Source organism: Micromonospora sp. NPDC049523 (assembly GCF_040676775.1).
GTDB lineage: Bacteria > Actinomycetota > Actinomycetes > Mycobacteriales > Micromonosporaceae > Micromonospora_G.
This window is the reverse complement of sequence record NZ_JBFAPP010000021.1, coordinates 30,326-42,981: the sequence shown is the minus strand read 5'-3', so window position 1 is coordinate 42,981 and position 12,656 is coordinate 30,326. Positions and strand designations below refer to the sequence as shown.

At 70.5% G+C, this 12,656-nt stretch carries 12 protein-coding genes; 7 read left to right on the top strand and 5 right to left on the bottom strand.

Annotated elements, in window-relative coordinates:
* Positions 1 to 30 precede the first annotated feature (30 nt).
* Both AB0J90_RS27545 and AB0J90_RS27540 read left to right on the top strand, forming a co-directional pair.
* On the top strand, positions 31 to 447 hold the full coding sequence (locus AB0J90_RS27545) for a MerR family transcriptional regulator (protein ID WP_363600650.1): 417 nt from the start codon (positions 31 to 33) through the stop codon (positions 445 to 447).
* A complete protein-coding gene (locus tag AB0J90_RS27540; RefSeq protein ID WP_363600648.1) occupies positions 444 to 881 on the top strand; it encodes a carboxymuconolactone decarboxylase family protein in 438 nt (145 codons plus the stop codon). Before AB0J90_RS27545 ends, AB0J90_RS27540 begins: the two co-directional genes overlap by 4 nt.
* A gap of 75 nt (positions 882 to 956) precedes the next feature.
* On the opposite strand, the gene AB0J90_RS27535 is transcribed toward AB0J90_RS27540, so the two are convergent.
* The 3 genes from AB0J90_RS27535 to AB0J90_RS27525 form a co-directional block, all read right to left on the bottom strand.
* Positions 957 to 1,535 carry a GNAT family N-acetyltransferase gene (locus tag AB0J90_RS27535; protein WP_363600646.1) on the bottom strand — a complete coding sequence of 193 codons (579 nt, stop codon included), beginning with the start codon at positions 1,533 to 1,535 and terminating at the stop codon, positions 957 to 959.
* Positions 1,532 to 2,548, bottom strand: coding sequence for a glycosyltransferase (locus AB0J90_RS27530; RefSeq protein ID WP_363600644.1), 1,017 nt, complete (start codon positions 2,546 to 2,548; stop codon positions 1,532 to 1,534). The genes AB0J90_RS27535 and AB0J90_RS27530 overlap by 4 nt, the downstream gene beginning before the upstream one ends.
* Positions 2,549 to 2,618: 70 nt before the next feature.
* Positions 2,619 to 3,797: an ice-binding family protein gene (locus tag AB0J90_RS27525; protein WP_363600642.1), complete on the bottom strand. Its 1,179-nt coding sequence runs from the start codon at positions 3,795 to 3,797 to the stop codon at positions 2,619 to 2,621.
* A gap of 275 nt (positions 3,798 to 4,072) precedes the next feature.
* On the opposite strand from AB0J90_RS27525, the gene AB0J90_RS27520 reads away from it, so the two are divergent.
* A complete protein-coding gene (locus AB0J90_RS27520) occupies positions 4,073 to 6,322 on the top strand; it encodes an MMPL family transporter (RefSeq protein WP_363600640.1) in 2,250 nt (749 codons plus the stop codon).
* A gap of 99 nt (positions 6,323 to 6,421) precedes the next feature.
* On the opposite strand, the gene AB0J90_RS27515 is transcribed toward AB0J90_RS27520, so the two are convergent.
* A complete protein-coding gene (locus tag AB0J90_RS27515; RefSeq protein WP_363600813.1) occupies positions 6,422 to 7,237 on the bottom strand; it encodes a DedA family protein in 816 nt (271 codons plus the stop codon).
* A 147-nt stretch (positions 7,238 to 7,384) separates the two neighbouring features.
* Complete coding sequence (locus AB0J90_RS27510) at positions 7,385 to 7,750, bottom strand: helix-turn-helix domain-containing protein (RefSeq protein ID WP_363600638.1); 366 nt, start codon at positions 7,748 to 7,750, stop codon at positions 7,385 to 7,387.
* A 133-nt stretch (positions 7,751 to 7,883) separates the two neighbouring features.
* Here AB0J90_RS27510 and AB0J90_RS27505 point away from each other — a divergent pair, with 133 nt between their 5' ends.
* The 4 genes from AB0J90_RS27505 (at position 7,884) to AB0J90_RS27490 (ending at position 12,650) form a co-directional block, all read left to right on the top strand.
* Positions 7,884 to 8,786 (top strand): alpha/beta hydrolase, encoded by a 903-nt coding sequence (locus AB0J90_RS27505; protein WP_363600636.1) that lies wholly within the window; start codon positions 7,884 to 7,886, stop codon positions 8,784 to 8,786.
* 141 nt (positions 8,787 to 8,927) lie between these two features.
* Positions 8,928 to 9,410, top strand: a complete 483-nt coding sequence (locus AB0J90_RS27500) for a (2Fe-2S)-binding protein (RefSeq protein ID WP_363600634.1) — start codon at positions 8,928 to 8,930, stop codon at positions 9,408 to 9,410.
* Complete coding sequence (locus AB0J90_RS27495) at positions 9,397 to 10,416, top strand: xanthine dehydrogenase family protein subunit M (RefSeq protein ID WP_363600632.1); 1,020 nt, start codon at positions 9,397 to 9,399, stop codon at positions 10,414 to 10,416. The genes AB0J90_RS27500 and AB0J90_RS27495 overlap by 14 nt, the downstream gene beginning before the upstream one ends.
* Entirely contained in the window at positions 10,413 to 12,650 is a 2,238-nt protein-coding gene (locus AB0J90_RS27490; RefSeq protein ID WP_363600630.1) for a xanthine dehydrogenase family protein molybdopterin-binding subunit, read from the top strand. Before AB0J90_RS27495 ends, AB0J90_RS27490 begins: the two co-directional genes overlap by 4 nt.
* The last annotated feature ends 6 nt before the right edge of the window (positions 12,651 to 12,656 follow it).

Below are 12,656 nucleotides of genomic sequence, written 5' to 3'. Positions count from 1 at the left end.
GGAGTGCACTCCAGGTTATACGGTTTCTGCATGGCCAACGGAAACCCCCTCCACCAGGGCGGAGGGACTCTCACGATCGCCGAGGTCTCCGAACGGACCGGGTTGTCAGCCGACACTCTGCGCTACTACGAAAAGGCCGGGCTGATCGAGCGGGTCGGTCGCAGCGCGGGCAACCAGCGTCGTTACGCGGCTGCCGACCTGGAATGGCTGGCGTTCCTGATGCGGTTGCGGGAGACCGGCATGTCGATCGCCGACATGCAGCACTTCGCGCAACTGCGCGGCGCCGGAGGGGCAACAGTCGCCGACCGGCTGGCCATGCTGCGAGAACACCGCAGCTCGTTGGAGGACCGTATCCGGTGCCTGCGGCGCAACGCCAAGGCGCTGGACGACAAGATCAATCACTATGAACTGCTGCTCACCCGAGAGCAGGGAACGGAAGCAGGATGACCGACAGCACTGCCGCCGCGGAAACCAGGCAGGACCGCTTCGAGCGCGGCATAAGGGTGCTCACCGAGATCGACGGCGAAGTCGGCCAGAAGGTCATCGACTCGCTCGCGGACGTCTCGCCCGAACTTGGCCACCAGGTCGTCGCCTGGGCGTTCGGTGACATGTACCGCCGTCCCGGCTTGGCTCCCCGGGACCGGCAACTGGTCACCCTCGGAATGCTCACCGCCCTCGGCGGCTGCGAGCCTCAGTTGGAGGTGCACGTCAACGCCTCCCTCAACGTCGGGCTCACCCCCGAGGAAATAGTCGAAGCACTGCTGCACTCCGCGGTCTACTGCGGCATGCCCAGGGCGCTGAATGCCACCGCCGTCGCCAAGAAGGTCTTCGCCGAGCGTGACCTGCTGCCGGTCAAGACTCGACGGGGTACGAGTTCGTGACGACCGTGGATCTGTTCGCAGGCATCCCTGTCCGTGACTACACCTCGGCGTTCGGCGGCGCCCCGCTCTGAGACGTCAGAGGGACGGGCGGGGTGGTGCGGCGGTCAGGGACGCGGCATCCGGCCAGGTCATGCGGAGCTTGTGCGGGTTGCCGTTGAGGCGGGTCGGGTCACCGCCGGGCGGCTCCACCGTCGCCGTCTGCACGCATGTCGCTCCGCGTGCAAGGTAGAACTGCCGGGCGGCGGTGTTCTGTTGTAAGACCCAGAGGTAGATCGCGGTTCCGGTTGCCCGGTCGGCGACGGCTCGGGCCGCTCGGCCGAGAAGGTCGGTGCCGACGCCCGTACCGCGGTGGTCGTGCACGACGTGCAGGTTGTCGACGAGGCTGCCCCACGTCGGATCATGGTCGAAGATGACGTGGACGAAGCCGACCAGCCGGTGCTCGTGCTCGGCGAGGACGGTCGTGCTGTTGGTCGGTGCGGCGAGGCGTGCCGACCAGACCGCGCGGCGGTCGCCCACCACATCGCCGTCGAGGTACGAGTCGGCGTAGGCGCCCCGGTAGTGCCGGCGCCAACTGTCGGCGTGCAGCTCCGCGATCTGTTCGGCGTCGTCCGAGGTGGCGAGCCGGAACCGCGGCGTTCCGAGTCGGGGATTCATGCGCGTTTGGCGTAGTCCGGAAGCTGGCGGGCGACCTCGTCCGGGGAGGGCATCCTGGCAATCTCCTCGGCGATCGTACGGGCCGCCTCGTGGTGGCCGGTGTGTCCATGGCGTGGCAGCAGCTCCCGTACGTGTTCGGCGACGGCTTCCGCGCTCACCTCGTCGGGGAGCAGGCACAGCCCGGCGCCGGCCGCGCTGACCGCGTCGGCGTTGGCGAACTGGTCGGCCCCCTGGGGCAGGAACAACTGCGGGGCGCCGACGCCGAGCGCGCCGAGGGTCGTGCCGCTGCCGCCGTGGTGCACCACCACGTCGACGTACGGCAAGAGGTCCGCCTGCGGTGACCAGGTCTGCACGGTGACGTTGCCCGGCAGGTCGCCGAGCTGCTCGGGACGTACCCGGCCGGCGGCGACCACCACGCGCGCGTCGAGTGTCGCCAGGCCCTCGATGGCCGTGCCGAGCAGCTCGGCGGTGCCGAACGCGGTGCCGAGCGTCAGGTAGATCAGCGGCTTCGACCCGCGCGGGCTGGTCCCCGCAGGCAGGGCAGCCGGCGCAGAGTACGGGACGGGACGCAGCACGAGGCGTTCCTCGGTGGCGACGAAATGCTTGTCCTGTAGGGAGGGTGGGCAGATGTCGACGTGCGGGCGTCCGGGTGCCTCGGTGTTGCGCGTGGGCAGGTCGAAACCGATGCCCTCGGGGATCATGCGCCCGAAACCGTGCCAGATGCCGGGGATTCCGGCCCGCGCGGCGGCGACGGCCGCGCCGGGCAGACCCCATTCGTGTACGACGAGGTCGGGCTTCAGCCGTGCCAGTTCGGGTTCCAGGTCCTCGGCGTAGATCTCGTAGAACGAGTCCGCGGGGCGGAACGGTCGCAGGCCGTTCGCCGCCAGTGGCGCGTGCACGTCCTCACCGGCGGCGAAGTGGACCTCGTACCCGGCGTCGCGTGCGGCGATCGCGAGCGGGATCAGCGGATAGGTGTGTCCCACCGAGGCAAGGCTGGCAAACAGTACGCGCATGCCGAGGAATCTACGCGGAACACCGTGCTGACCTCCGGCGCGTAACGCGTCCGGGCGGCTCCCGGCGGGATCAGGCGACGGAGAACGTGATGGTGCCGGTGTAGGAACCGGCGACGGCGGACAGGGGTACCTCGATGGTGACGAAGGGGTCCCAGGTCGCGGTGTTGTCGCCGACGCCGTCCGTGAGGGTGTAGGCGATGCGTTCTTCGTCGAGGATCTCGGCGTCGTCCGCCGTGGGTTGGCCCGAGGTGAAGGTTCCCGCGCCCGTGGTGTCGGCGATTCCGGACCAGTAGGAGATGTGCTCGTTGGAGATCGTGGCGCCTGGGACGTCGGTGTTGGTGAGGTCCGCCGCGACGACCGTCGCCACCCACGACGGCGCCGACAGCAGGCGCTCGTCCGTCACCGTCACCGGGCCCAGGTTGCCCGACAGGGTTCCCTCGGGGCTGGCGCTGCCCAGGTCCACCGATGCCGGCGCGGTGATCGACAACTCGCCCGGTACGGCGCAGGTCGACGCGGTGATCGCCGTGGTGTCCAGGCTGACCTGGCCGTTGATGGCAAGCGCGCGGCCGTCGACGTCCGCGCCTCCGGCGCTGCTGATCGAGGCGGACGCGAGGATGTCACCGCGCAGCGTGGAGTCGGTGCCGAGCGTCGCGGAGCTGCCGATCTGCCAGAAGACGTTGCAGGACTGCGCGCCGTTGGCCAGCGTGACCGTGCTTGACGTGGTGGTCGTGAGGGTGGAGGCGGCCTTGAAGATGAAGACGGCGTTCGGGTCACCCTCGGCGTCGAGGGTCAGCGCTCCGGAGAGCTCGAACGCACCCGAGACGGATTCGTACACGCCGGTGGGCAGGGTGGTTCCGCCGAGATCCTCCGCCACGGTGTCGGTGGTCGTACGCCCTGCGGCGTCGTTGTACGCGGCGGTCAGGTCGATCTGGGCCTGGATGGCGGCGGCGTCATCCTGGTGGATGTCCCCGTTGACCACGCCCGGAGGGAAACCGCTCACCGTGGCGCCCGGACTCACGCCGAGGTCGCCGTCGAGCACCGAGAGCCCGGTGTTCGTGACCGTCGTGCCGCCGAGCACGGCAAAGTCGGCGGCCGTACCGAGCGGCACCGGCACCGTGAGCGCGCTCGCCATCGGTGACCTGACCAGGACGATCACGACCGATGTCGCGAAGATCAAGGTCAGCGCCAGTGCTGCCCGGACCGCGGCGGTGATCCTCCGGCGGGGACCCGTGGGCCCGAGGGTCGGCATGGGTCTCCCTTCGGGCGCTGTCATCCGGATGTAGCGGTCAATGATGGGTAATTTCACCTTAGGTACTTGAAGCGGGATGAGTGCCCGAAACTACCTCATCCCGCCGCTCGGGTACGGGAGCAAGATCTGTTCGCCGCAGAACGTTCGTGGATGCCGGCGGCGGATCGGTCGCCGTACGGTCGGGTCTGCCCTACCCCGGTGGCCCGGACAGCCCTACCGGCAACCGGGGTGTGAGCCGGATCGATCCGTACCCGTCCAGCTCATAGCGTCGAAGCATGACGACGACGACCGTTCTCCCGCCGCCGACACCCCGGCCGGACCCGTACGCCCGACCGCGCCACCAGCGGCCCGGCAACCTCGCCGCGCGGATCGCCGGCTGGAGTGCCCGGCACCGCACCAGCGCCATCGTCGGCTGGCTGCTGTTCGTGGTCGTCGCGACCGCGCTCAGCGCCGCGCTCGGCACCGTGCAGGCCGCCGACAGCTCGTACGGACACGGCGAATCGGGCCGAGCCACCGAACTGATCGCCGACGCCGGTTTCCCCGACCGGGCCGGCGAGATGGTGCTGATCCACAGCGACTCGCAGCTCGCCGACGCACCCGCCTTCACCGACGCCGTCACCGCCACCGTGGCCGCCGTCGAGGGCACCGGTCGGGTGGAGAACGTACGCGCCGACGCGATCTCGGCCGACCGGCACTCGGCCCTGGTCACGTTCGACCTGTCCGGGCCCTCGGACACCGCCGCCGACCGGGTCGGTGCCGTACGAGACGCCGTCGCGGTCGTGCAACGGGAACACCCGGACCTGATGGTGGCACAGACCGGAGACGCCAGCCTGGACCAGTCGATCAACGACATCCTGGCCGGGGACATGCACCGGCTCTCCCTGCTCTCCATCCCGGTGACGCTCGGCATCCTGATCGTGGCGTTCGGCGCGCTGCTGGCCGCCGTACTCCCGATGGGCCTGGCCCTGACCGCGTTCCTGGCGTCGCTCGGCCTGCTCGCCGCGGCCAGCCGGCTGGTGCCCGCGGTCGACACCACGATGCACCTGATGCTGCTGATGGGTCTCGCGGTCGGCGTCGACTACTGCCTGTTCTACCTGCGCCGGGAACGGGAGGAACGGGCGAAGGGCGCCGACCCGGAACGGGCCCTGGCCATCGCGGCGGCCACCTCCGGCCGAGCCGTGCTGATCTCCGCGCTGACCGTCATCGTGGCCACCTCGGGCATGTTCCTGACCCGCGACACCGTCTTCGCCAGCCTCGCCACCGGCACCATCCTGGTGGTCGCGATCGCCGCCCTCGGCTCGCTCACCGTGCTGCCGGCCGTGCTGTCGAAGCTCGGCGACCGGATCGACCTCGGCCGGGTGCCGGGGCTCTACCGGCGGGACACGAACGGGCGGGGCTGGGCCCGCTTCCTCAACGCGGTGCTGCGCCGACCCGGACTCTCCGCGGTCCTGGCCACGACCGCGCTGCTCGGGCTCGCCGTGCCGGCACTGGGCATGCGCACCGCCGAGGAGGACATCACCGCGCTGAAGAGCTCTGCCCCGGCACTGGCCACGTTCCTGCGGGTCGAGGCCGCCTTCCCCGGCGGCGGCGACCCGGCCGTGGTCGCCATCCGGGCCGACGACGTGACCACCCCGGCGGTCACCGCCGCCATCGACCGGTTCAAGACCGAGGCACTGGCCGCCGGTGCGCTGCACGAACCGATGACGGTCGAGGTCAACCCCGACCGGACGCTCGCCGTGGTCAGCGCCGGACTGTCCGGCACCGGCATCGACACCACCTCCGAACAGGCCGTACGCACCCTGCGCGAAGACGTGATCCCGCGCACCGTCAAGGGTGTCGACGGTGCCGAGGCGCTGCTGACCGGACGGGCCGCCGACTCCGTCGACTACAACGACGCGATGGGGCGCAGCGCCCCACTGGTGTTCGCGTTCGTCCTCGGCCTGGCGTTCCTGCTGCTGCTCGTCTCGTTCCGATCGCTGGTGGTGGCGCTCACCGCGATCGTGCTCAACCTGCTCTCCGTCGCCGCCGCGTACGGCCTGCTGGTGCTGGTCTTCCAGCACGGCTGGGGCGAGCAGGTGCTGAACTTCGAGTCGGCGGGTGCGGTCACCAACTGGGTGCCGCTGTTCCTCTTCGTGATCCTGTTCGGGCTCTCGATGGACTACCACGTCTTCGTACTGAGCCGGATCCGCGAGGGGCACGACCGGGGCTGGCCGACCAAACTCGCGGTCTCCCGGGGCATCCGCGGCACCGCCGGCACCATCACCAGCGCCGCCCTGGTCATGGTCGCGGTGTTCGGGCTGTTCACCACCGGCTCGCTGGTCTCGATGAAGGAACTCGGCTTCGGCCTGGCCGTCGCGGTCCTGATCGACGCGACCATCGTCCGGGCCGTGCTGCTGCCGTCGGTGATGGTGCTGCTGCGCGAACGGAACTGGTACCTGCCGGGCTGGCTCGGCTGGCTGCCCACGCTCTCCCACGGCGAGGCGCACGACGAGGACGACCGGGTACGCCAACCGATCGGAGTCTGACCGGCGTCGACGGGGGAAGACGGACGCCGTACGGGGCCGGGGGGCTCGTACGGCGTCCGTCTTCGTCCACTGTCTACTGGTGTGGTGGTCGGTGGCGCCTCACCACTGCTGGTCGGTCGGTCGGCGCGGGGTGCCGTAGAGGGTGCCCCGGGCGGCACGGGCACGGGCGACCGGATCGGCCTGCCCCTGGTAGGCGTCCGGTGCCGGGTAACCGGCGTACGCGTCCGGCACCGGCTGGGCCTGCGGCACGTCCGCCTCGTCCGCCTGGTTCGGGGAGAGTCGGGCGCGCCGGGCCCGGAGCAGCCGGGTGGTGACGAACCAGCCCACCGCAAGTACGCAGACCACGATCACGACGTTCTGGAGGATGCCGACATAGCCCTCCACCACGTGCCAGTTCTCGCCGAGCAGGTAACCCGCCATCACGAAGACGGTGTTCCAGATCAGGCTGCCCAGCGCGGTGTAGAGCAGGAACGTGGTGACCCGCATCCGTTCCACCCCGGCGGGGATGGAGATGAGGCTGCGGAAGACCGGGATCATCCGGCCGAAGAAGACCGCCTGCACCCCGTGCCGGAGGAACCACGCCTCGGTACGGTCCACGTCGGCGAGCTTCACCAGGGGCAGTTTCGCGGCGATCGCGCGTACCCGGTCCCGGCCGAGCAGCGCACCCACGTAGTAGAGGGCGAGCGCGCCGACCACCGAACCGATGGTGGTCCAGATGATCGCGCTGGCCAGGCTCAGGTTGCCCTGGCTGGCGGTGAATCCGGCCAGCGGCAGGATCACCTCGCTCGGGATCGGCGGAAACAGGTTCTCCAGGGCGACCGCCAGACCGGCACCCGGACCACCGAGTTTCTCCATCAGACCGGTCACGAAGCCCACGATGCCGCCCGAGTCGGGCGAGGGATCGGCGGCGAGCAACGAGCTGGTGTTCCACTCCCAGGTTCCATTCACCGGGAAAACGTTACGGGGCCATCCTGAGCGTCACCATGAGGCGGACCGCCCTCCTGCGCCGTGGAACCCCAGCGCCCGGCTGCGGTAAACCGCACCCCTGCGGTCACCGGCCGGTCAGGGCCCGACCCCGTCCGGCGTCCGTGGTGCCGGGTCACCGCTGTGTTCCGTGGCCCAGGCGCAGATCGCGGCCAGTGGTTCCCGCAGCGTCTGGCCCAGGTCGGTCAGGGCGTACTCGACATGCTGGGGTGCGGTGTCCTTGAGGACCCGTCGCCGCACCAGCCCGTCGGCCTCCATCCCACGCAGCGTCTCGGTGAGCATCTTCTGGGTGATGCCGGGCAGCCGGCGGCGGAGCTCGGCGTGCCGCTGCGGCCCGGCGAGCAGTCCGTAGATCACCAGCACCCGCCACTTGGCACCGAGTCGCTCCAGGGCCTGCCGCGTGGTGCAGCTCTCCATCAGCACGTCCGGGATCACCAGGGTCATCGTTACCTCCTGCGGGCGCGACGGGTGAGAGGGGCGGACAGGGCGGGGATGGGCACCGGAAAGTGCCTTCTGGGCAGTGGATCGGGACGCACCTACCGTCGAGATCAACGCTAGCCGATGGCAGGGGAGTGGGATGTCCGAGCCGATCGAGATCCGTACCGAGCGGATCAGTTTCACCAGTGAGGGCATCGACCTGGTCGGCGCCCTGCGATTCCCGGCTGCCGATCGACCGGTGCCGGCGGTGGTTCTCACCGGCCCGTTCACCGGCGTCAAGGAGCAGGTCACGGGTGGTTACGCCGACCGGCTCGCCCAGGCCGGGTTCGGCACCCTCGCATTCGACCACCGGGGTTTCGGGGAGAGCGGCGGACGCCGGGGGCACGAGGACAGCCAGGGGAAACTGACCGATCTGCGGGCGGCGGTCGGGTTACTGGCGGCACGGGACGAGGTGGACCCGGCCCGGCTCGGTGTGGTCGGGATCTGTCTCGGAGGCGGGTACGCGGTCCGCGCCGCGGCGGTGGACGCCCGGCTCCGGGCGGTGGTCGGCATCGCGGGTGCCTACAACAGCCCGGACTGGTTCGCGCGGCAGATGGGCATCGGGGGGTACCGGTCCGCGCTCGGCGCGTTCCTGGACCGGTACGACGAGTACCTGCCCGCCGTGGCGCCAGACGGCGGCGAGGCGGCGATGGGCGGTACGGAGCCGTACGCGTACTACGGCACCGCCCGCTCCGCCTCGCCGTTCTGGGAGAACCGGGTGACCAGGGGATCGCTGCACTCCCTGATGACCTTCGACGCGCTCGGCGCCGCGTCGCTGCTCGGGGCGACGCCGCTGCTGGTGGTGCACGGGCGGGTCGACGACTACTGTCGGCCGGAACTCGCGACCCGGTTGTACGAGCAGGCGACCGGAGTGAAGGAGATCGTCTGGCTGGACACCGCCCGGCACATCGACCTGTACGACATCGAGCCGTATGTCTCCCGGGCAGCCGAGGTCAGCGCAGACTTCCTCCACCGGAACCTGGACACGGTGCAGCGCCCGTAGCCTTCGAGGTTTTTGTCCGATACACGGCGATTTCTGGATACCCTCCCCCTGGACCGGAAGCGGGGGTGGTGTGCGGTGAAGTCGTACGTCGGAGAGGTGGGAACCGCCGACACGGCGGTGATACGCGGCCCGGGGGAAGTGATGATCACGCTCTCGGTCAACGGCGTGCCGCGTACGATCCCGATCGAACCTCGGGTGAGCCTGCTCGACGCGCTGCGCGACCGGCTCGACCTGACCGGCACCAAGAAGGGCTGCAACCAGGGCGCCTGCGGAGCCTGCACGGTCTGGGTGGACAAACGCCGGGTGCTGGCCTGCCTCACCCTGGCGATCACCTGCGAGATGCGGGAGATCACCACCATCGAGGGGCTCGCCGGGGACGGCGAACTGCACCCGATGCAGACCGCGTTCATCGAACGGGACGCCTTCCAGTGCGGCTACTGCACCCCGGGACAGATCATGTCGGCGGTGGCCTTCCTCGCCGAGGGACACCAGCCGGACGACCCGCAGATCAAGGAATGGATGAGCGGCAACCTGTGCCGGTGTGCGGCGTACCCGCACATCCGGGCCGCGATCCGCCAGGTACGTGACGCCACCGTCGCCGGGGGCAGCGATGCGGCCGGTTAGCTACTCCCGGGTGCCGGACGTCGCCACCGCCATCGGCGCGGTCAGCGCCGACCCGGACAGCACCTTTCTGGCCGGCGGCACCACCCAGGTCGACCTGCTGCGGATCTACGTCGAACAGCCCGGCCGGCTGGTCGACATCAACGACCTGCCGTTGCGCCAGGTCGAGTCGGTCGACGGCGGCGGGTTGCGGATCGGCGCGGTCGCCCGGATGAGCGACGTGGCCCAGGCGCAGGTGGTCCGGCAGGGGTTCCCGGTCATCTCCCAGGCGCTGCTGCTCGGTGCCTCCCCGCAACTGCGCAACATGGCCTCGATCGGCGGCAACCTGATGCAGCGGGTCCGCTGCGGCTACTTCCGCGACCTCGCCGCCGGCTGCAACAAGCGGGCACCGGGCAGCGGGTGCGCGGCGCTGCACGGCATCAACCGCGGTCACGCGATCCTCGGCACCAGCGAACGCTGCATCGCCACCCATCCGTCCGACCTGGCCGTGGCGCTGGTCGCGCTGGACGCGGTGGTGCACACCCAGAACGGCTCCGGTGGCCGGGCGATCCCGATCGACGACTTCTTCCTGCTGCCCGACGACACCCCGGAACGGGAGCACCCGCTCGACCACGGTGAGTTGATCGTGTCGGTCGAGGTGCCGGCCACGAAGTCCGCCGCCAGGTCGCTCTACCTCAAGGTCCGCGACCGGGAGTCGTACGAGTTCGCGCTCGTCTCGGTCGCCGTCGCGATCGACCTGCACGGCGGGGCGATCAGCGAGATCCGGTTGGCGCTCGGCGGTGTCGCCACCAAGCCGTGGCGGGCCCGCCAGGCCGAGCGGATGCTGATCGGGGCACCCCCCACCACCGAGAACTTCACCGCCGCCGCGCGGGAGGAACTGCTGCCCGCGGTCCCGTACGGGATGAACGAGTTCAAGATCGAGCTGGCCCGGCGTTGCATCGTGCGCGCCCTGCAGGCGGTCACCGCCGACAACTGGCAGACCGCGACGGCCACCGGAGGTACGGCATGAGCCCCGCCATCGGCCTCGCCCTCGACCGGGTCGAGGGACGGGCGAAGGTCAGCGGCACGGCCCGGTACACCGCCGAACTGGTGCTCCCCGGACTGGTGCACGCGGTCCTGGTCGGCGCCCGGATCCCCAGCGGCCGGGTGATCGCGATCGACACCGGGAAGGCGGAACGGGCCGAGGGGCTGATCGCCGTACTGAGCCACTTCAACCTGCCGCCGATCCCCGGCAAGCCGCGCCTGCTGCCCTCGCTGGTGGGACTCGCCGCACCCGGGGAGAGTTTCTTCCCGATGCAGGACGAGGTGGTGCACTACGCCGGGCAGCCGATCGCGATCGTCGTCGCCGACACCATCGAGCGGGCCGAACACGCGGCCAGCCTGCTCCGGATCGACTTCGCGGAGCTGCCCGCCCACACCGTGCTCGACCAGGTACGCGACCAGGCGTACGAGCCGCAGCGGATCTTCGGCGGGATGCTGCCCGGTCGGAACTCCCGGGGCGACGTCGAAGCCGGACTGGCCCAGGCGAAACACCGGATCGACCAGACGTACCGGATCTCGCCCAACCACCACAACCCGATCGAGCCGTCGGCGACCACCGTGGTCTGGGACGACGTCGACCGGCTCACCATCTACGACAGCACCCAGGGGCCGACCGCCACCCAGATGACCGTGTCCAACCTGCTCGGCCTGGCCCCCGGTCAGATCAAGGTGATCAGCGAGTACGTCGGCGGCAGCTTCGGCTCCAAGGCGATGATCTGGCCGCACGTCACCCTGGCCGCGCTCGCCGCCCGCCAGGTGCAACGGCCGGTGCGGCTCGCCCTCGACCGGGAGCAGATGTTCCACTCCTGCGGCCACCGGGAGGAACAGGAGCAGCGGATCACCATCGGTGCCCGCGCCGACGGCCGGCTCACCGCGCTGCGCCACCACAAGCTCTCGCTCACCTCACCGTTCGACGACTGGGCCGAGCCGTCACTCCAGTCGCCCGGCATCTTCTACGACTGCGCGAACTACGAGGGTGTCTACCGCCTCGCCCGGGGCAACACCATCACCCCGACCTTCATGCGCGCCCCCGGCGAGGCCTCCGGCATGTTCGCCCTCGAATGCGCGATGGACGAGCTGGCCGAGCTGGTCGACATCGACCCGGTCGAGCTGCGGCTGCGCAACTTCGCCAAGACCGACCCGAGCACCGGCAACCCGTGGTCGAGCAGCGGCCTGCGGGAGTGTTACCAGCGGGCCGCGGAACTCTTCGGCTGGGACGGTCGGGACCGGGCGCCGGGGACCCGGCGCGACGGGCAGTGGCTGATCGGGACGGGCATGGCCGGGGCGGCGTACCCGCACGCTGTGCCGCCGAACCAGCAGCGGGCCCGCGCCCGGCTCTACGCCGACGGCAGCGCCGTGGTCGAGGCGGGGGTGTCCGAGTTCGGCACCGGCGTCACCACCGCCATGCGGCAGGTCGCCGCGGACGGTCTCGGCCTGCCCGTGGACCGGGTCCGGTTCGTCGGCGGCAGCAGCGACCTGCCGAACATCACCGCCGCGGTCGGCTCCGCCGGCACCGGTGCGGTCAGCGCCGCCGTGCACCTGGCCGCCACCGAACTGCGCAACCAACTCATCGTGCGGGCCGTCGCCGACCAGCAGTCACCGCTGCACGGGGCGGACCCGGCGACGGTGACGGTCGAGGACGGCCGGATGCGGCTGCACGACCGGGCCGAGGTCGGCGAGACGTACGCGGCGATGCTGGCCCGGGGCATGACACCCGACGTGGAGGCACTGGGGGTGTGGACCCCGCCGCCACTGACCACGCCGTACGGCATGCACACCTTCGGGGCGCAGTTCGCGGAGGTCGCCGTCGACGCCGACCTGGGCCTGGTCCGGGTACGCCGGATGGTGGGGGTCTTCGCGCCCGGCCGGGTGCTCAACCGTAAGACCGCGCACAGCCAGTTGATGGGCGGCATGCTCTGGGGGATGAGCCAGGCACTGCTGGAGGCCACCCTGATGGACCCGCGTACGGGCAGGTGGGCGAACCCGAGCCTCGGTGACTATCTGATCCCGGTGAACGCCGACGCGCCGGACGTGGTGGTGGAGACGATCGAGGTCACCGACACCGTGGTCAACCCGCTCGGGGTGAAGGGGGTCGGCGAGATCGGCATCGTCGGTGCCGCCGCCGCGATCGCGAACGCCGTACACCACGCGACCGGGCGGCGGATCCGCAAGCTGCCGATCAGCCTGGAGGACCTGCTGTAGGCGTAC